General features: G+C 29.8%; 18 protein-coding genes and 1 riboswitch. Of the genes, 16 read left to right on the forward strand and 2 right to left on the reverse strand.

What is annotated here, in order from left to right:
- Positions 1-18: 18 nt before the first annotated feature.
- The 15 genes from AACH12_RS01455 (at position 19) to AACH12_RS01525 (ending at position 19,418) form a co-directional block, all read left to right on the forward strand.
- Positions 19-318 (forward strand): EutN/CcmL family microcompartment protein, encoded by a 300-nt coding sequence (locus AACH12_RS01455; RefSeq protein WP_338536313.1) that lies wholly within the window; start codon positions 19-21, stop codon positions 316-318.
- Positions 319-2,130, forward strand: coding sequence for an adenine deaminase (ade, locus tag AACH12_RS01460; RefSeq protein ID WP_422388904.1), 1,812 nt, complete (start codon positions 319-321; stop codon positions 2,128-2,130). It abuts the gene before it with no gap.
- 266 nt (positions 2,131-2,396) lie between these two features.
- Positions 2,397-3,701, forward strand: a complete 1,305-nt coding sequence (locus AACH12_RS01465) for an NCS2 family permease (protein WP_338536314.1) — start codon at positions 2,397-2,399, stop codon at positions 3,699-3,701.
- Positions 3,702-3,864: 163 nt separating this feature from the next.
- Positions 3,865-4,716, forward strand: coding sequence for an FAD binding domain-containing protein (locus AACH12_RS01470; RefSeq protein WP_338536315.1), 852 nt, complete (start codon positions 3,865-3,867; stop codon positions 4,714-4,716).
- A 32-nt stretch (positions 4,717-4,748) separates the two neighbouring features.
- Positions 4,749-5,237, forward strand: a complete 489-nt coding sequence (locus tag AACH12_RS01475) for a (2Fe-2S)-binding protein (protein ID WP_338536316.1) — start codon at positions 4,749-4,751, stop codon at positions 5,235-5,237.
- Positions 5,230-7,512: a xanthine dehydrogenase family protein molybdopterin-binding subunit gene (locus AACH12_RS01480; protein WP_338536317.1), complete on the forward strand. Its 2,283-nt coding sequence runs from the start codon at positions 5,230-5,232 to the stop codon at positions 7,510-7,512. The genes AACH12_RS01475 and AACH12_RS01480 overlap by 8 nt, the downstream gene beginning before the upstream one ends.
- A riboswitch (purine riboswitch) is annotated at positions 7,509-7,608 on the forward strand. Its footprint overlaps the gene before it by 4 nt.
- 176 nt (positions 7,609-7,784) lie before the next feature.
- A complete protein-coding gene (ade, locus tag AACH12_RS01485; protein WP_338536318.1) occupies positions 7,785-9,512 on the forward strand; it encodes an adenine deaminase in 1,728 nt (575 codons plus the stop codon).
- A 119-nt stretch (positions 9,513-9,631) separates the two neighbouring features.
- Positions 9,632-10,501, forward strand: coding sequence for a DNA-3-methyladenine glycosylase family protein (locus tag AACH12_RS01490; protein WP_338536319.1), 870 nt, complete (start codon positions 9,632-9,634; stop codon positions 10,499-10,501).
- 55 nt (positions 10,502-10,556) lie between these two features.
- Complete coding sequence (locus AACH12_RS01495) at positions 10,557-11,774, forward strand: EAL and HDOD domain-containing protein (protein WP_338536320.1); 1,218 nt, start codon at positions 10,557-10,559, stop codon at positions 11,772-11,774.
- Positions 11,775-11,983: 209 nt separating this feature from the next.
- On the forward strand, positions 11,984-12,268 hold the full coding sequence (locus AACH12_RS01500; protein WP_338536321.1) for a co-chaperone GroES: 285 nt from the start codon (positions 11,984-11,986) through the stop codon (positions 12,266-12,268).
- A gap of 108 nt (positions 12,269-12,376) precedes the next feature.
- Positions 12,377-13,999, forward strand: coding sequence for a chaperonin GroEL (gene groL, locus AACH12_RS01505; RefSeq protein ID WP_338536322.1), 1,623 nt, complete (start codon positions 12,377-12,379; stop codon positions 13,997-13,999).
- A gap of 416 nt (positions 14,000-14,415) precedes the next feature.
- Positions 14,416-15,093, forward strand: coding sequence for a TetR/AcrR family transcriptional regulator (locus AACH12_RS01510; RefSeq protein WP_338536323.1), 678 nt, complete (start codon positions 14,416-14,418; stop codon positions 15,091-15,093).
- Between the two features lie 18 nt (positions 15,094-15,111).
- The gene (locus tag AACH12_RS01515; RefSeq protein ID WP_338536324.1) at positions 15,112-15,822 is read left to right on the forward strand and encodes an ABC transporter ATP-binding protein; all 711 of its coding nucleotides are present in this window, start codon (positions 15,112-15,114) and stop codon (positions 15,820-15,822) included.
- The gene (locus AACH12_RS01520; protein WP_338536325.1) at positions 15,822-18,176 is read left to right on the forward strand and encodes an ABC transporter permease; all 2,355 of its coding nucleotides are present in this window, start codon (positions 15,822-15,824) and stop codon (positions 18,174-18,176) included. Before AACH12_RS01515 ends, AACH12_RS01520 begins: the two co-directional genes overlap by 1 nt.
- A gap of 9 nt (positions 18,177-18,185) precedes the next feature.
- Positions 18,186-19,418, forward strand: coding sequence for an efflux RND transporter periplasmic adaptor subunit (locus AACH12_RS01525; RefSeq protein WP_338536326.1), 1,233 nt, complete (start codon positions 18,186-18,188; stop codon positions 19,416-19,418).
- A 183-nt stretch (positions 19,419-19,601) separates the two neighbouring features.
- Here AACH12_RS01525 and AACH12_RS01530 read toward each other — a convergent pair whose 3' ends face one another.
- Together AACH12_RS01530 and AACH12_RS01535 are read right to left on the reverse strand one after the other, a co-directional pair.
- A complete protein-coding gene (locus AACH12_RS01530) occupies positions 19,602-20,183 on the reverse strand; it encodes a cation-translocating P-type ATPase (protein ID WP_338536327.1) in 582 nt (193 codons plus the stop codon).
- Positions 20,183-20,611, reverse strand: a complete 429-nt coding sequence (locus AACH12_RS01535) for a hypothetical protein (RefSeq protein WP_338536328.1) — start codon at positions 20,609-20,611, stop codon at positions 20,183-20,185. The genes AACH12_RS01530 and AACH12_RS01535 overlap by 1 nt, the downstream gene beginning before the upstream one ends.
- 251 nt (positions 20,612-20,862) lie before the next feature.
- On the opposite strand from AACH12_RS01535, the gene AACH12_RS01540 reads away from it, so the two are divergent.
- Entirely contained in the window at positions 20,863-21,234 is a 372-nt protein-coding gene (locus AACH12_RS01540) for an ArsR/SmtB family transcription factor (RefSeq protein WP_338536329.1), read from the forward strand.
- Positions 21,235-21,240: the final 6 nt, after the last annotated feature.

Here is a 21,240-nt window from a genome sequence, read left to right on the forward strand (position 1 = left end):
TTTAAGGAGAGGTTATTTATGAAAACTGGAGTGATAATCGGAACAATAGTCGCAACAAGAAAAGATGATAGTATGGTTGGACATAAATTACTTGCTACTCAACAAGTGGATTTAAATATGAAGCCTATAGGACAAGTATTGATTGCAGTAGATGCAGTAGGAGCTGGAGTCGGTGATTATGTACTTTTTTCAACGGGTTCTGCTGCTAGAAATTCTGTTCAAAAACCTAAATCATCAATTGATGCGGCGATTGTTGGAATAATAGATGGAAAAGATATTCATTTTGATGTATTAGACGAAATAGGTGGTGATAAATAAGTGGATCCAAATATAATTAAAAAAGCAATGGAGTATAGAAGAATGATTGACGTTTTAATGGGCGACAATGAATTTGCTGACGTTGTTTTGATAAATGGTAATGTAATAAATACGATAACTAGAGAATCATATAGAGAAGATGTAGCTATTAAAGGTAAACATATTTTAGGTGTTTGTAATTCAGAAGGGTTAATAGGACCTAAAACTTTAGTGATAGATGTTTCAGGAAAATATATTTCTCCAGGATTTATGGACTCACATATGCACTTTGAAAGTTCAATGCTTACAATTTCTGAGTTTAGTAGATTTTCAATCCCTTCAGGAACAACTACTTTAGTTGCAGATCCTCATGAAATTGGGAATGCACTTGGACCAGTTGGAATGAAAGCGATGGCTGATGAAGCAGCTTTAGTTCCAAATCATGTAGATTTAGTAGTTCCAGCACTTGCACCAGACTGTCCTATGCTTGAGACAGCAGGTGTTGATATTAATTCGAAAGATATGGAAGATCTATTAAATTATAAACATATTATTGGAATTGGTGAACTTCAAGGTTTTAGTAATGCAACTCATGTGTATAATAATACACCAGAAATAATTACAGATTTAGTTGCATCAACTGCATATGCAAGAAGTATTGGAAAAACAGTTGATGGAAATGCACCAGATTTATTTGGAAAAGAATTAGCTGCACATATTATTTCTACTGGTGGTACTACTTCTTGTCATGAAACTACTGCAAAAGCTGAAAGCGTAGAGAAACTTAGACAAGGTGTTTATGTATTTATGCGTGAAGGTTCAACTCAAAGAAATATGGCTGAATGTATAAAAGCTATCACAGAAGAAAAACTTGATTCAAGAAGAGCGGTACTTGCTACGGATGATATGGTTTCTGAAGATTTAGAAAAACTTGGACATATGAATGAAATTCTTAAAAGAACAATAGCAGAGGGTGTTGATCCAATTGAAGCTATTCAAATGGTTACAATAAATCCTTGTACTTACTTTGGTTTCAAAGATAGAGGAGCTCTTCTTCCTGGTTATTTAGCTGATATTGCAATAATAAGTGATCTTAATAATATGGTTGTAGATGCTGTATTTATAGAAGGTGAGCTTGTTGCTGCTAATGGTGAGATGCTTATAGATATTCCTAAATATACTTACCCAAATACTGTTAAGAATTCAGTTAAGTTGTCGCCAGTAAAAGCTGAAGATTTAGAAATACATGCAGAGGGACAAAGTGCAAAAGTTAGAGTTATTGGTGTAATACCAGACCAAAACCTTTCTGATGCAGGAGATGCAAACCTTGTTGTTAAAAATGGTGTAGTTCAGCCGGATACAAAGCAAGATGTTCTTCCGATTATTTGCTTAGAAAGGTACGGTAGAAATGGAAACATCGGAAAAGGATTTGTTACTAATTTCGGACTAAGTTCAGGTGCAATTGCTGAATCAATTGCGCATGATACACATAATATACTGGTAACTGGAACAAACTATAAAGATATGGCACTTGCAGTTAACAGAGTTATTGAAATTGGCGGTGGAATTGCAATTTCTAACAATGGAAGAGTAGTAAATGACCTTCCGCTTCCTGTTGGTGGTCTTATTACTGATGAATTATCAGGACATGAAGTGAGTGAGAAAATAAGGGAACTTGAAGACGATGCATCTTCAAAACTTGGATGTAAAGTACATGCGCCCTTTATGCATTTATCTTTCCTTGGATTATCAACAAGTCCAAAATGGAAAATAACTGATAAAGGTATTGTAGATGTAGAAAACTTCCAAATACTTTCTCCGGTTTTTGAGTAATATAGCGTAATTATCAGAAAATTTGGATAAAAGTCACAAAGAAAAATATTCGCATTTAGATTAAAATAGAATCATAAGAAATTTATTTATTAAACTAGATGAATAATTAATCATTTATTCATCTAGTTTATAATAAAGATTTTGTCAACTTGTTATCTTTTTTTACGGAATAATTATTGTTAATAGTGTAACAAGTTGTAAAAATAAAAAATGGGGGTTCTTAAAATTATTTTTTTAAGAAAAACTAAAAAAATGGGGGTAAAAGTATGACAAGTGACAATGGTTTTTTTGAAAAGTTCTTTAAATTAAAAGAACACGGAACAAATGTTAGTACTGAAGTTATTGCTGGTTTTACAACATTTATGACAATGGCATATATTTTGATTGTAAACCCACTTACTTTGGCTGATGCTGGTATGAATTTTGGAGCAGTATTTACTGCTACAGCGCTTTCGGCAGTTATCGCAACACTAGTTATGGCATTTTTTGCTAACTTACCTTTTGTACTTGCTCCAGGAATGGGTCTTAATGCATTCTTCGCGTATTCAGTAGTACTTGGAATGGGTTATTCTTGGCAGTTTGCTTTAACAGCAGTATTTTTAGAAGGTATTATTTTCTTAATTTTAACTTTCTTTAATATTCGTGAAGCTATCGTTGATAGTATTCCAGAAAATATTAAGAAAGCAGTTTCAGTAGGTATTGGACTTTTTATTGCATTTATTGGATTAAAAGAAGCTGGTATTATTACAGCTAATCCTGCTACATTTGTACAATTAGGTGACTTAACAACTGCTGGACCTTTACTTACTTTAATTGGTCTATTTATTACAGGTGTTTTATTAGCTAAAAAAGTTAAAGGTTCATTATTTATTGGTATCGTAGTTACTACAATAATTGGATTCTTCTTTGGAGTAACTCATGCACCAAGCGCTATTGCGAGTGCACCACCAGCTCCAGTAATGTTTGCATTTGAATTTGATAAGGTATTTACATTTGATATGTTTATAGTATTATTTACATTCTTATTTGTTGATATGTTTGATACAATTGGAACTCTTATCGGAGTATCTACAAAAGCTAAAATGTTAGATGAAAACGGAAAACTTCCAGGAATTAAAATGGCTCTTTTCGCAGATGCTGTAGGTACTACAGTAGGTGCATGCCTTGGTACATCAACTGTTACAACTTATGTTGAATCAGCAGCTGGTGTTGCAGAAGGTGGAAGAACTGGATTAACTGGTTTAGTTGCAGCAGGTATGTTTGCGATTGCACTTTTCTTCTCACCATTATTCATTATGATTCCAGCACAAGCAACTGCTCCTGCACTTGTTTTAGTTGGATTATTTATGATGTCGCCTATCAAAGAAATTGATTTTGAAGACTTCACTGAAGCTATTCCAGCATTTTTAACAATTATTATGATGCCACTTACTTTCTCGATTGCAGAAGGTATCTTAGCTGGTATCGTTTCATATGCTATTCTTAAGCCTTTAAGTGGAAGAGGAAAAGAAGTTTCTGTAGTTACTTATATAGTTGCAGTATTATTTATATTAAAAATTATATTTAAGTAAATTTTATAGAGTTCTTATCTATTTTAGGTGAGAACTCTATTTTTGTATATTATTTGGTAATATAAATTAGTGATAGTTGTTTTATATTTGATTCTACTATTTTTAAAATTAGAGTTAAATTTAAGAAAATTAGTTTAATATAAAGAAATAAAGGAAGGATAATATGAAAATAAAAAAATTTATTAAAGCACATACGATTAATGAAGTTACAAAAGCTTTAGAAGAATTTAATGGTGAAATCCAAATTATTGCTGGTGGAACAGATTTATCAGTAAAAATTAGAGATGGAGAGAATGATAAAGCAGTTATCGTTGATATTAGTGATGTTAGTGATATGAATAAAATTGAATTTAGTGACAATAAATTGCTTATAGGAAGCGCAGTAAAATTTGCAGAAGTTGAAGAATGTATAGATATAAAAAATGAATTTAAAGGGCTTTGGGCAGCTGCTAAATCGGTAGGCGCACCTCAAATTAGAAATTTAGGAACAATTGGAGGAAATATTGCTAATGGATCACCAGCAGCTGATATCGTTCCGCCATTACTAGCTCTTAATGCGTGTGTTACGCTTGAAAGTAGTAATGGAAAACGTATACTAAATTTAAGAGATATTTATATCGGTAAAGGGAAAGTTGATATCAAGGAAGATGAAGTGCTTACCTTTATAACAATTGATAGAATTAAAGAAAAATATTATATAGAATTTGAAAAATTAGGACTTAGAAATGCACTTGCTATAGCAAGACTTTCTACTTCATTATATTTAGAAAAAGATGAAAATAACATTATAGAAAAAATTAGAGTTGCATCAGGTTCATTGGGCTTATATCCAATGAGGGAATTAAAGTTAGAAGAATTTATGGTTGGAAAAAAATTAGATAAAAATTTAATGATAGAGTCTGCTAATGTGTATTCGGGCATAGTATATGATCGTCTACATGAAAGAAGTACTTGTGAATTTAAAAAAGAAGCAGTTAAGGGTATTTTCTTAAAAGCAATTGAGAAGTGTTTGTAGTTTTTATATAAATAATTAAAGGAAAGGTGAATATGTATAATTTAAAAATTAATGTTAATAAGAAAGACTATGATATAGAAATTGATGATAATTTAAGACTTCTTGATTTACTTAGAGAAGAATTAGGTCTTATTGGTACAAAAGAAGGATGCGGTGAAGGTGAGTGCGGTGCTTGCACAGTTATTATGGACGGAAGAGCAGTTGATTCTTGTTTAGTTTTAGCTGCACAGTGTGAAGGAAAAAGTATATTAACAATCGAAGGTATGGAAGACATTGATGGTAATTTAGATCCTATTCAGACAGCATTTTTAAATAGTGGATCTGTTCAATGTGGATTTTGTACTCCTGGTATGGTCATGTCTTCAAAAGCGTTATTAGATAAAAATCCTAGTCCTTCTGAAAATGAAATTAAAGAAGCAGTTTCAGGAAACTTATGCAGATGTACTGGTTACACTAAGATATTAACAGCAATAGATGACGCTGCAAAAGAAGTGAGTAAAGGAAGTGTTAAAGATGAATAAATTTAAAACAATTGGAAAAAGCGTAGTTAGGCGTGACGCAAAAGATAAATTAAGAGGAAGAGCACTTTATCCTCAAGATATATATATGGAAGATATGGTTTTTGGATATACTTTAAGGTCTACAAAAGCACATGCAAAATTTAAAATGGATATAAGTGAAGCTGAAAAATATGAAGGTGTGCTTACAATTCTTGTAGCTAAGGACGTACTTAGCCATAATTCGCATGGAGTTGTATTTAAAGATCATGAAGTATTTTGTTCGAAAAAAGTTAGAAGAATAGGAGATCCATTAGCTTTTATAGTTGCGTCTACAGATGAAATTGCGAGAGAAGCTGCAAAATATATTAAAGTTGAATATGAAGAGCTTCCAGCAGTTTTTGATCCATATGAAGCGATGAAAAAAGATGCGCCTCGAGTTCATGATGATAAAGATAATTTAATATATCATTATAAATGTAATAGAGGTGATATAAAAAAAGGTTTTGAAGAATCTTTTATTGTGGTCGAAAATGAATATAAAACAAATTTTGCTGATCATGTATTTCTTCAAGTGGAGTCTGGGTTATCATATTTAGAAGAAGACGGAACACTGGTTGTAATAGCATCTTCTCAGTACCCTCATTTTGATAGATTAGAGGTGTCAGATGCTATTGGTATTGAAGAAGAAAAAATTAAAATAATTAATCCAGTTGTTGGTGGTGCTTTTGGTGGCAGGGAAGATATTACTTTACAAATACATCTTGCTTTAGCTACACTTAAACTTAAAAGACCTGTAAAAGCAACATTTACTAGAGAAGAATCGTTTTATGCTCATTCAAAGCGTCACCCAATAACAATGAAAGTGAAATCGGGTGTAGATAAAAACGGGAAACTACTTGCCTTCGAAGCTGAAATTGTTGGAGATACTGGTGCATATGCTTCTTGGGCAATCAATGTTATGAGAAAAGCAGGGATTCATGTAACTGGACCGTATTTTATTCCAAATGTTAAAGTGGATAGTTACGCTGTATATACAAATAATCCGTTTTCTGGTGCGATGAGAGGTTTTGGAGCTACACAAGTTCCAGTAGCATATGAACAGCAAATGGATATCCTAGCTGAAAAATTAGGCTTATCACCAGAGGAAATAAGAAGAAGAAACATGTATAGAAATGAATCAATTACTGCTAATGGACAAGTTCTTGTGGAAAGTGTTCCGCTTGACGAGTGTTTAGATAAAGTTGAAGAAGAAATGAGTAAAAAAGAATTTGTGAAAGATGAAAATTCTTCTATTAAGAAAGGAAGAGGTCTTGCTATAAGTTGGTATGGAACTGGTTATGGTAATGGATTTCCTGACGTATCAGTTGCAACTGTGGAACTTAGAGATGATGGAAATATTAATCTTAGAGTAGGTGCTGCAGAGGTCGGTCAAGGTGCCAGAACTATTATGCCTCAGCTCTGCGCTGAAGTTGTTGGTGTTAACCCTCTTAATGTGAATATGATAAGTTTTGATACAAGTACATTTGAAGACTCAGGAACGGCTGCTGCAACTAGACAAACTTACAATACAGGAAATGCTGTAAAACTCGCATCAGAATCTTTTGTAAAAAGAATATTTGAAGTTGCAAGAGATATTTTGGGATTAAATTCAACTGTCGGATTTTTTATAGAAGAAGGGGTCGTTTCACTTAAAATGCTTCCTTCTAAAAAAGTTTCTTTTAAGGAAATTGCTGAATATATGAATGAGAAAAATGAAATTCTGTCTGCTAGAGAAACATTTACTGCTCAAACTTGCCAAATGAATCCGGAAACAGGTGAAGGTGCACCTTACTGGCCTTATACTTTTAATGCATTTACAACTGAAGTAGAAGTAGATACAAGTACAGGACGAGTAGAAGTTAAAGAAGCATGGTGTGCACAAGACGTTGGAAGAGCTATTAATCCAAAGCTTTGTGAAGGTCAAATTGAAGGTGGTTATGTAATGGGTCTTGGTTACACCCTTTATGAAGACTTAAATGTAAAAAAAGGTGCAATCAAAAATAATAAATTTGCTAAATATATTATACCTACATCAATGGATATACCAAAAATAAATAGTTACTTAATTGAAGATCCTGAAAACACTGCTCCTTACGGTGCAAAAGGAATAGGTGAGCCTGTAATGGTACCTGTTGCTCCTGCTATTTTAAATGCAATATACGATGCGATTGGAGTTAGAATTTATATAATACCAGCTACACCGGATATAGTGCTAAAAGCCATTAAAGATGCTGAAAAAAATAATAATAATAACTAAATAGAAATTAAGATTTTCGTATAACTCCAATAATATGGTTTGGAGGTCTCTACCAGAAACCAAAAACTTCTGATTACGAAGAGTGCTGTCTTATGCATTCTTTGTAATCAGAAGTTTTTTATGTTATAAGCAAAAAAATAAGAAGGTGTATATTTCTTTATGTATTTAAAAATCATTACTCTTAACTTTGCCAACTTAAACAATTAAAATATTTAAAGTAAATGTTTACGATTTATTAAAATTAAGTATATATATAATAGGAGGAAAAAACTATGAAAAATGAAATAAAGAAAATAATTGATATAGCATCTGGAAGAAATAAAGCTGATTTAGTAATAAAAAATGCAAAAATAATAAATGTATTTACAGAAGAAATAATAGATGGAGATGTTGCAATTTCCAGTGGGAAAATTGTTGGAATAGGTGAGTATACTGGTATAGAAGAGATAGATTTAAAAGGAAAATACTTAGCTCCAGGTCTTATAGATGCTCATGTTCACATTGAATCTTCCATGGTAACACCAAGTCAATTTGCAAAAACGATTATTCCAAGAGGGACTACAACTATAATTGCAGATCCCCATGAAATTGGAAATGTATGTGGGCTAGACGGAATAAAATATATGCTTGATGATAGTAAAAACTTGCCTCTTGATGTTTATATAATGCTTCCTTCATGTGTTCCAGCTACGTCGTTTGAAAATTCTGGAGCTGTTCTATTAGCAGATGATTTAGAAAAATTAATTGATGATAAACGAGTTCTTGGTTTAGGTGAATTAATGGATTATCCTGCAGTTACAAGTGCAGAAAAAAATGTAGTAGATAAAATCAATTTAGCTAGAAATAGAGGTAAAATAATTGATGGACATGGTCCGATTCTTACTGAAAAAGATTTAAATGCATATGTTTCTGCCGGAGTAAAAACTGAACACGAATGTGAAACAGTAGAAGAAATGATTGAAAGACTTAGACTAGGAATGTATGTACTAATAAGAGAAGGTTCAGCTGCCAGGAATCTAGAAGCTTTAGTAAAAGGTGTTAATAAAGAGAATCTTAGAAGAGTAATGTTTTGTACAGATGACAGGCACCCTGATGATATATTAAAAGACGGTCATATTGATAACAATGTAAGATTAGCATTTCGCAGTGGAATACCCCTTATTTCTGCAATTAAAATGGCTTCACTTAACGCTGCAGAATGTTATAGACTTTATGATAGAGGTGCAATTGCACCAGGTTATAAAGCAGATATGATAGTTTTTAGTAATCTGAATACATTTAAAATTGAAAAAGTGTTTAAGGATGGAAAATTAGTTGCTAAAGATGGAAAATCATTGTTTAATGTAGAAAAAACAAATACAAGTAAAGTTACAGATACCGTGAATTTTATAGATGTTACAGAAAATGATCTTAAAATAAAATTAGATACAGGAATAGCAAGAGTGATAAAATTAATTCCACATTCTTTAGTAACAGAGAGTGTATATAGAAAAGTAGTAACTGAAAATGGATTTTTTAAATATCATAGTAAATTAGATATATTAAAACTAGTAGTAATTGAAAGGCATCATGCAACAGGCAATATTGGACTTGGGCTTGCAGAAGGGTTTGGTCTTATGGATGGTGCAATAGCATCTACTGTAGCCCATGATTCTCATAATTTAATAGTTATTGGTGACTGTGACATAAATATAGTTGAAGCAACAAAAGAAATAAAGAAAATTGGTGGAGGAATCGTTATTGTAAAAAACGGAAGAGTTATATATTCTCTTCCACTCGCAATTGGAGGTATTATGAGTGAAGAAAATATCGAAATAGTAAACAAAAAACTTAATGATATGCTTGAATTTGCATATAGAGAATTGAATGTAAGTAAAAATTTTGATCCATTTATGACATTAGCATTTTTAGCGCTTCCTGTAATACCAGAATTGAAGCTTACTGATGAAGGCTTGTTTGATGTTAATAAATTTGAATTTACTACTATAAATGTTGAATAATTTTACATTTACTTAATATTATAATGATTACAAATCTAAACTAATATTTAGTTAATTATGATATAATTAACTGAATATTAGTTGTTTTTGTTATATTTATTAATTATTGAGAGGTATTTATGAAATATTATTATTTGGATAAAGAAGTAATTGTAGAAAATTTAAAAAACTTTAATTTAAAGCATATATTTGAGTGTGGACAAGCCTTTAGGTGGAAATTAGAAGAAGATGAAAGTTATACATTTATAATAAAAAATAAAATTATTAATGTCTACGAGAAGGGTAATAAAGTGATTTTTAGAAATATTACTTTAGATGATTTTGAGAATTTATTAATAGATTATTTTGACTTGAAAACAGATTATGGTGTTATAAAAAAAAATCTAGAGAAGATTGATAATAATTTGAAAAAAGCGATTGAATTTGGCTATGGTATAAGAATTCTTAATCAAGATAAAATAGAAATGATTATAAGTTTTATTATTTCTGCAAACAATAGAATACCAATGATCAAAAGAGCAATTGAAAATTTAAGTGAAAAATTTGGAATTTACATAGGAAAGTACAAAGGTCGAGATTATTATCAGTTTCCTGATTTAGAAGTTTTAGCAAATCAAGATATAGAAAATCTTAGAGTTTCTGGAGTTGGGTTTAGAGATAAATATATAAGCAAAACTTCAAAAATGCTAGTGGAAAAAATAATTACACTTGAAGAAATTAAAAATTTACCAAAAGACGAATTAAAAAAAGAATTAACAAAACTTAGTGGCGTTGGTCCAAAAGTTGCTGATTGTGTTATGCTTTTTTCATTTAATAAGAGAAATTCTTTTCCAATTGATACATGGGTTAAAAAAGTTATGGAACATTTTTATTTGGGAGAAGATACTACCTTTAAAGAAATTGAAAAATATTCAAAAGATTATTTTGGTGAATTAGCGGGATATGCACAGCAATATCTATTTTATTATGCTAGAGAAAATAAAATATAGTTTTTTTTTATTTGTTTTGGGTATCATAATATAGAATAGATTTGGGGGAATTATAATGAAGATTTTTGTTGCAAGACAACCAATTTTTGATAGTAAACAAGATGTTTATGCATATGAACTTTTGTATAGGAATAGCGAAGAAAATAGAAGTAATATTGAATCACTTGATGGAGATAATGCTACTTCAAGCGTTATTACTAATTCTATTTTATTAGTTGGAATCGAGAATATGACCTATGGAAAAAGAGCATTTATTAATTTTACTAAAAAATTATTAATTGATGAAATACCAACCTTATTTTCAAATGAAATTGTTGTTGTTGAAATACTTGAAGATGTAATTCCGGATGAGTCAATAATTTCTGCAGTTAAAAATATGAAAGATAAGGGCTATTTGATTGCTCTTGATGATTTTGTTTTAGAATATGATTACTTAGAATTAATAAAACTTGCTGATATAATAAAGATAGATTTTATTCTTACGAGCAAAAAAGAAAGAAGAGAAATAATAAATAGATATAAAAAATACAATATTAAATTTTTAGCTGAAAAGGTTGAGACTATTGAAGAATTTAATGAAGCAAAAGAGATGGGATATTCATATTTTCAAGGATATTTCTTTTCTAAACCTACTATTATTACTTCAAATGACATAAAAACTATTTCTACAAGCTATAGCCAAATATTAAAAGAAGTTATAAAAGATGAGCCTGAATATGATTTAATATCAAATATTATAGAAAGTGATATTGCCTTAACATATAAACTATTAAAACTTATAAATTCACCAGCATTTTATACGTCAAAAAAAGTAACTTCAATTAGTAGAGCTCTTGTTATGCTAGGATTTAAAGAAATTAGAAAATGGATTTCTATAATTATGATGAGAGATTTAGGTAAAGATAAGCCAGATGAAATTATGCGTGTTTCACTAATTAGAGGGAAAATGGGCGAAGGACTTGCTAGGCTTTGCAAAATGAATAGCCGTAAAGATGAGATGTTTATTATTGGCATTTTTTCTATGATAGATACGCTTATGGATAGAACTTTATTTGATATACTAAGTGAAATGCCTTTTGAAACGGGTATAATTGAAGCTCTTTTAGGATATGATAATGAGCTTAGAAAGTTATTTAAAGTTATTTTGGCATATGAAGTGGGAGATTGGGATAAAATGCAAGAATATACTAGTAAATTGGGTATTGACGTTCATCAAATTCCAGACATATATTTTGAGGCTTTAAAATGGACAAACGAAATTTTTGAGGCATAAAAAAAGCTGTGGTACAGCTTTTTTTTATGCAAGTAAAATAGAATAAGTTGACTTTTAGCACTCTTTTTAAACGAGTGCTAAAAAAATGTTGAAAAAATTATTAATTTGCTTTATTATATAGTTGATAGAGAAATTAATTTCTTGAATTTGAATGGAATAATAGAAAGCTAGGGTATAGGATAAAAAAATAAATTTTTAGGAGGAATAGTATGAATATTAAACCATTAGGAGAAAGAGTAGTAATAAAAAAACTTGAAGCAAAAGAAAAAACAGAAAGTGGTATTCTTCTTCCAAGTCAAGCAAAAGAGAAACCACAAATTGCAGAAGTACTTGCAGTTGGACCTGGATTATTAGAAGATGGAAAAGTAGTTAAAATGGAAGTTAAAATTGGAGATAAAGTTATTTTTCCAAATTATTCAGGTACAGAAGTTAAAATTGACGGCGTGGAATTAATAATTATCGAGCAGTCAAAACTACTTGCAATAGTGGATTAGCAAATATAATATATAAATGAATTTCTTGGATTCAGAAGAAGTGTTAGAACTCTAAGGCATCGGATAAAAATTTAAAGTTGAATTAATAATAGAATTTTGGAGGTAAATATGGCAAAAGATATATTGTACGGAGAAGATGCAAGAAAAAAATTAGAAGCAGGTGTAGATAAATTAGCTAATACGGTTAAAGTTACTCTTGGGCCAAAGGGACGAAATGTTATATTAGATAAGCAATTTGGGTCACCTCTTATAACAAATGATGGAGTAACAATAGCTAGAGAAATAGAACTTGAAGATAAATTCGAAAATATGGGAGCTCAATTAGTTAAAGAAGTTGCTACTAAAACTAATGATGTTGCGGGTGACGGAACAACAACGGCTACAATTCTTGCACAAGCTATAATAAGAGAAGGATTAAAGAATATTGCAGCTGGTGCAAATCCTATGATATTAAAACATGGTATTGAAAAAGCTGTAGATATTGCAGTAAAAAATATTAAAAATTTAAGTACAATGATTGAGACAAAAGATGAAATTGCAGATGTTGCCTCAATTTCAGCGGGAGATAAAACAATAGGAACTTTAATATCTGAAGCAATGGAAAAAGTGGGTAAAGACGGGGTAATAACTGTTGAAGAATCTAAAACAATGGATACAGAGCTTGAAGTTGTTGAAGGAATGCAATTTGACAGAGGCTATTTATCACCGTATATGGTTACAGATACTGATAAAATGGAAGCGTCACTTGATAGTCCCTATATATTAATTACAGATAAAAAAATAACTAATATTCAAGATATACTTCCTATACTAGAGCAAATAGTTAAGCAAGGTAAAAAACTACTTATTATTGCTGAAGATGTGGATGGAGAAGCTCTAACAACAATTGTAGTTAATAAATTAAGAGGAACTTTTGATTGCGTAGCCGTTAAAGCACCAGGCTTTGGCGACAGGAGAAAAGCTATGCTTAAAGATATAGCTATTGTAACGAATGGTACTGTTATTTCTGATGAACTAGGTTATGAATTAAAAACAGTAACTCTTGATATGCTAGGGCAAGCAAAATCGGTTAAAATTAGCAAGGAAAATACTACAATAATTGATGGATTAGGAAATTCAGTTGATATTAAAGATAGGGTTGCTCAGATAAGAACTCTTATAGAAGAAAGTACATCAGAATTTGATAAAGAAAAACTTCAAGAAAGATTAGCAAAACTTTCAGGTGGAGTAGCTGTAATTAGAGTTGGAGCAGCTACTGAAGTTGAAATGAAAGATAAAAAACTTAGAATTGAAGATGCGCTTAATGCTACAAGAGCCGCAGTAGAAGAAGGTATTATTGCAGGTGGTGGAACAGCATTCATTATAACAATTCCAAAAATTGAAAAGCTTATTGAGAAACTAAGTGGAGATGAAAAAACAGGTGCAAAAATTATAAAAAGAGCTCTTGAAGAGCCTATTAGACAGATTTCGTTTAACGCTGGAATAGAAGGTTCTATTGTAGTAGAAAAAATTAAAACTTCTGAAATAGGAATAGGATATGATGCTCTAGAAGATAAATATGTAAATATGGTTAAAGCAGGAATTGTTGATCCTACAAAAGTTACAAGATCAGCTCTACAAAATGCAGCATCTATATCAGCAATGTTCTTAACTACAGAAGCGGCTGTTGTTGAAATAGCGAAGGATACTCCTGAAATGCCAGCGATGGGTGGAATGCCAGGGATGATGTAAGAAAAAAAATCAATGAAAAAACGCTTCACACCAAAATCAGGTGTAAGGCGCTTTTTTTTCATTGATTTTTTTTACCATGTAAGGTCAAAGTTAAGGAAGAAATGCTTCACGTCAGAAACAGACGTAAGGCGCTATTCTTCAATGATTTTTTTTTACCTTATAAACCAATTGTAAGTAAAAGGGACTGAAAAAACGCTTCACACCAAACCTAGGTGTAAGGCACTTTTTTTTCATTGATTTTTTTTACCATGTAAGGTCAAAGTTAAGGAAGAAATGCTTCACGTCAGAAACAGACGTAAGGCGCCATGAATTATTAATTAAATATTTGACAAATTTATAAATAAAGAATAATATAAAGATGAAAAGTGAATGCATTCATAAATGAATGTGTTCATAATCATCTTTATTTTTTTGAGGTGTTTATAATTATTAATTGTGACGAATATTGTAAAAAGGGTGATAATATGACGGGAAGACGTGAGAAAAAGAAGCGAGAGATAAAAGATAAAATAATTAAAGCTGCTGAAGTTGTTTTTTTTGAAGATGATTATGAAAAAATAACGGTGAGCGAAATTGCAAATAGGGCAGATATTGGTGTTGGAACAATTTATAATTATTTTAAATCTAAAGATGATATTTTTGTTTCAACTATGAAGACGATGTTTGATATAGACTATTCGGATATTAATATTAATAAGGAATTATTGAATAAGCCAAATGAAAATAATGAAGCGGTTGATTTAATAGTAAAATATAATTTTAAAATATTTTTAAAAATAAGTAAAATTCCAAAAGTAATTATAAAGAAACTTTTTCAAATTATGTTAAATGATGATGGAAAAACTAAAATTTTATCGGAACTTATAAAACTGGATTTCAAATATATTTATGAGATTGAAAAATTAATTAAATTTTCACAAGAAAAAGGAAAATTAAAATCAAATTTTGATGCATATTTAATGGCAGAAACGATTTACTCTATTGTAGGTATAAATTTTGCAATGTTTATGTATAATGTAAAAAATTTTGATGAAACAATGATTGATTTAGAAAAGAAAATTAGAATGGTTTTAAATGAATATGTAGCAAAATAAAAAAGGCATGGTGCATATATGGATAAGAAAAGTTTTATTAGAGTAAATAATTTAAAAAAAGAATATAAAATGGGTGACGTTGTAGTTGAGGCGCTAAAAGGAGCGTCGTTTGAAATTGAAGAGGGCGAATTTGTAGTTATATTAGGTCCAAGTGGATCAGGCAAAAGCACTTTACTAAACCTCATTGGTGGAATGGACAGTCCTAGTGAAGGGAGCATCATGCTTTCCCATAAAAATGTTACAAAATTATCAGAAAAAAAACTTACATCATATAGACGTGATGAAGTAGGTTTTGTATTTCAATTCTATAATTTAATGGCAAACTTAACTGCAAAAGAAAATGTTGAATTAGCTACTGAAATTTGTAAGAATCCACTCCCAATAAATGATGTTATGAAAAGTGTGAATTTATTGGATAGAATTGATCATTTTCCGTCTCAAATGAGTGGCGGAGAGCAACAAAGGGTTGCAATTGCAAGAGCTGTAGCAAAAAATCCTAAGTTGCTACTTTGCGATGAACCAACTGGGGCTCTTGACTTTAATACTGGAATTTCTATACTTAGTTTACTTTCAGATGTTAATAAAAAATACAATAAAACAGTTATGGTTATAACCCATAACTCTGGGATAGCAAAAATGGCTAATCGTGTAATTAAAATGAGAAGTGGAATAATTATTGATAATTATATTAATGATAAGCCGGTTTCTCCTGAAGGGATTGAGTGGTAATGAATAAATTAGATTTAAGACTTTTTAGAATGCTAAAAAATCATAAAGGACAATTCATCGCAGTCTCTCTTATTGTGATTATAGGATTATTTTCATATGTTGGATTTTCCATGGCAATGACAAATTTAAAAACAACTGTGAACTATTACTATGATGAAACAAATTTTGCTGATTTATTTGTAGAACTTGTAAAAATACCAAATAAAGAAATAACAAAATTAAAGAAAATAGATGGAATATCTGAAATAAGTGGACGAATTGTATATGATGTACCATTAGTTGTAAAAGAAAAAGATGAGAAGGTTCATGTAAGAATGATATCTGTAAATCCAGATAATAATCAAGTAAATAAGCTCTATAAAGTTAAAGGTGATTTAATTAAGGATGAAAAAAATGATGCACTTGTAATTCAAATGTTTGCTGAAGCTAGGGGAATAAATTTAAACAGTATTATAAAGGCTAAATTAAACGGAAAAGTAAAAGAACTTAAAGTAGCTGGAATTACAGCAAGTCCGGAATATATTTATTTAATAGAAAATGCTCAGACTTTAATTCCAGACTTAAAAAAATTTGGTGTTGTTTTTATTTCAAATAAATTAGCTGAAGATAGTTTTGGCATGCAAGGAAATAGTAATGAGTTATTAATAAAAGTTAAAAATAAAGAAGATATTCCAAGAATTAAAAAAGAACTAGAAGATAAACTTGATAAATTTGGAGTGAAAAGAGTATATGAAAGAAAAGAGCAACTTAGTAATAGTATGGTAGGTGAAGAGATAAAAGGTGGAGAAAAAAGTTCGAAAGCGATTCCTCTAATTTTTCTTGGTGTAGCTGCTGTTATTATATCAGTAATGATATCTAGACTTGTTTCTTCAAATAGAGTTTCAATTGGAGTTCTAAAAGCTATGGGATATTCTAATGCACAAATATTAATTCACTATACAAAGCTTTCAGTTATAATAGGACTCTTTGGTGCTTCTATTGGTATGATTGGTGGTACAATATTTTCTGGATTTATGGCGAAAATGTATACAACGTATTTTTTTAATATACCAATATTAAAAGCTAAAATTTATCCCAAATATATAATTCTTGGGATACTTCTTTCAATTACTTTTTGTATAATTTCCGGATTATTTGGAGCAAGAAAAGTAATAGGAATTCATCCTGCAGAATCTATGAGGCCTGAAGCGCCTAAGACAGGTAAAAGAATTTTAATAGAAAGAATAAATGCTATTTGGAAAAGAGTATCATTTACTCAGAAGATAGTGATAAGAAATATATTTAGATCTAAAAAGAGATTTTTATTTATAGCGATTGGAATTTCTCTAACTTACGGAATGACAATGCTTCCCTTAACAATGACTGAACAATTTTCTAGTATGTTTACAACGCAGTACGGAGAATTTCAAAAGGCTGAGTATAGTATAAATTTTAGAAGTCCAATAAATGAAAATAATATAATTGGGATAAAAGAATTAATTAATACAAAGGAAATTGAGCCGAAATTAGAATATCCTTTTGAGATAGTAAATGGATGGAAAGATAAAACTGTAGTGCTTGTAGGAGTTAGGACTAATACAAATTTATATGGATTTAAGAATACAAGAGGAGATAAAATAAGCGTCCCTAAAACTGGAATTTTATTATCACAGAATCTTGCAAAATCACTTGGGGTAAAAAAAGGTGACTATATTAAAATAAAAACTTTTGTTCCAGGAAGAGAGGATAAAAAGGTTTTAGTTAAGGATATTATAGAGCAGTGGCTTGGAATTAATGCATATATGAATATTGAAAATATGCAAGATTTATTCGTTGATAGAGGTATGATGACGAGCATAATGCTTAATTCTGATGATAATGTTAAAGGTAAATTAAAAAACTTAAACAATATAACTTCGATTCAATCTTTAAGTGATATATCAAGTGGATTTAAGGAATATATGAAATTTTCGATATTTTCAATTGGTATAATGCTAATATTTTCTGGTATTCTAGGATTTGCTATTGTTTACAATTCAACAATTATGAGCATAAATGAAAGACAATTAGAGTTTTCTTCACTTAGAGTAATGGGATTTCATAAAAATGAGATTTTTAGTATTATACTAAGAGAAAATGCCTATATGACAATTTTTGGCCTTGCTCTTGGTATTCCCTTATCTAAATTTTTCGTATATGGTTTAGCAGAATCTTTTAGTACGGATATATATACAATGTCATCTTATATCGCGCCGAATGAATATATAATTACTGGAGTATTAACCATTATATTCATTGTACTTGCACAGCTTGCGACTTATGGTAAAATACAAAAATTAGATTTTATTGAAGCTTTAAAAAATAGAACGGTATAGGAGGATAATATGTTTACTAAAAAAAGAATGATAATAATAGTGACTATAGTTATAATATTAATTTTGGGTGCAGTAGGTTATCTATCAATGAAGAAAGGAATTTCCGTAGATTTAGCAATTACGGAGAAAGGTGATGTTATTAAATCGATTGAAGAAACTGGAACAATAATTACTAAAAATAACAACACTATATATTCAAAAGCGAGTGGTCAAATTAGTGAAGTGAATTTTGAAATCGGAGATAAGGTAAAAAAAGGACAAATTTTAATTAAACTTGATACTGAAGACTTGTTACTTAAACTTGAAGGCATGAAAGCTACAAAAGAAGCGATGAATTATGAATATAAAGAAGCTCTAAAGGGTGCAGATATAGAGAGGGTGAATCAGCTTCTTACTAATGTAGAGAGCGCAAGAACGTCATATTTGGATTTGAAAAGAATTTATGAAAATAATTTAGTGCTTTATAATACTGGAGCATTAAGTAAGAATGATCTTGATTTGTCAAAGAGTTCATTAAGTAGAAGTAGTGATAATTTAAATTCAGCTACGGAAGAATTAAAACTGCTTAGAAAAGGTATATCAAAAAATGTACAAGAACGATATTTAAAGCAACTTGAAAATATACAGTATGAAATAGAAATATTAAATAATTCTATAAATAATAGTGAAATTAAAGCGTCTGAAGACTTTGTTGTAATTGAGAAGTACATGAGCTCTGGAGAATATTTGAATGTTGGCTCACCTATACTTAAGTATTCAAACGGAGAAGTAATAACAAGTGTAGATATACTAGCTAGTGAAAGTAGAAATATTAAAAGAGGAACAAAAGTATTTGTTACAGATGATAGTAATAAATTTAAATATGAGGGAAAAGTAACTAAGGTTTATCCAAGTGCTTTTACAAAAGTATCTGATTTAGGAATAGAACAAAAAAGAGTGAAAGTAGAAGTAACATTTCCCGAAATAAATGAATTTACTATTGGATATGATATTGATGTTGAATTTATAACAAATGAACTTACAAATGTTGTTAGACTACCTGATAGAGCAGTATTTGAAAAAAATAACAAAAAATATGTTTTCATTTCTAAAAATAATAAAGCTGTGTTAAATGAAGTAAAAATTGGACTTGAAGGAAATGATTACTATGAAATTATTTCAGGTGTAGCTATAGATGATTTAGTGATTCTTTCTCCAGCAAATGAAATAGAAGATGGAGTGCTTATATATAAAGAAAAGTAATAGTATACGAAAAAAATCCAATTAGAAATAATTTCTAATTGGATTTTTTTATCCGATGCCTTAGAGTTCTTTGTCCCCCACTTCTTAAAAAAAGTGGGGGACAAAGAACTCTAAAAAGGCCCTGGATTATGTTTTCTAAGATTCAGTGGGGGTAAAAACTCCCCCTGAATCCAAGAAATTCATTTATTTAACAGCTTTTTTAGGGTTAATAAAATCTATAACTACTCCTAGTAGATAAGAAAATAAAAACATATAACTTGTAAGAATAATAGTATATTTTAATCCAAAATAAATAACTAGTGCAGGTAAAAACGTTAATTTAATACCTCTTGAATATAAAAAAGATGAAATAGATCCGTCGGTAATACCTTTATTTTTTAAGTCTTTCATAAGAGGATACCAAGCATAAATAGGACCATGACTTAATGTTCCAAGAATTGTCATAACAATATACTGAGTATGTCTAGAGCTATTTTCAACCATTTTTTTAAATTTTTCTTCGTTAATTAAATTGAATAAAAACATAATAATAAGAACAATAAAAAGAACAGGAATTATGGATAAAAACAAATTAATAGAATAGTTAAATGCCTCTATAGTTTTCGATTTATTGAAAAAGAATAATGTGATGTATAAAATACTAACTAATGATAGCATTATCCATTTTATCTTACTAGATTTTTTATTTTTCATATTTTTTTTAGAGTTCATTTGCTTATTTAATTTCATATTATTTTCTTTTTTAATTTCATTTTTTTTATCCATTAGCCAATCACCCCCAAAGTTAAAACGGTTAATATTGCAATTATTATAGATAAAAGAGTACTTAGAATATTTCTAGTATAAGTAAATCTTTTCCCAAAAATTTCACTTTCAAGTGGCAGCTGAACTATACCTACAGTCACCCATGAAACGATAAAAGCAGTAATAGCAAAAAGTGATATATTTGCTAGGAGCATTTCTTTTCCTATCACATAACTATTTATTGCGTTTCCTGCTAATACACTTCCTAAAAGAGATCCGTAAATAGTATCTATAAAATAATTCCCAGTAAACAATTTAGCAAGAGCTTCAAAAGATATAAATGTTTTCATAATACCTATTAGAAACATAATACTAAGCATAGTTGGAATGTTTTTTACAAGAGCTTTACTAGTTTTTAAGAATATTTTTTTATATTGTTTTTTCTTCATAGTACCTCCAATAATTTATATAAATGGCGTATGCCGATAATAACACATATGCTTTATTATTGCAATACAATTTTACCAGAGGAGTATAGTTTAAACGTTTTGGATTCTATTAAGCAAAGTACAGAGAATCTTAAAGTTCGCAAATTATATTTTTTTAGCTTGACAATATAATAAAAGTAAAGTAATCTATAGATGAACACATGTTCATATGTAACAAAATATAAAACAAGAAGATTACAAAGGAGAAATTTATGAAAAATACAGGAATTGAAGTTTGTAAATCAAATATCATTCACAAAGATATTATAGAAAAAGTTGTAAAACATATGCCAAAAGAGGATGAAGCAATTAACCTTGCAGAGTTTTTTAAAGTCTTTAGTGATCCGACAAGAGTAAAGATTATTCATGCATTATTTCAATCTGAAATGTGTGTTTGTGATATATCGGCTGTACTTGATATGACACAATCAGCCATTTCACATCAACTTAGAGTATTAAAGTCCTCAAAGTTAGTAAAATATAGAAAAGAAGGTAAGTCAGTATATTATTCTTTAGACGATTATCATATTAGTGGTATTTTTGAAATGGCAGTTAATCACATAAAACATTCTAAAGGGAAATAAAGGAGG

The sequence above is a fragment of the Helicovermis profundi genome (genome assembly GCF_033097505.1).
In the GTDB taxonomy this organism is placed as follows: Bacteria; Bacillota; Clostridia; order Peptostreptococcales; family Acidaminobacteraceae; genus Helicovermis; species Helicovermis profundi.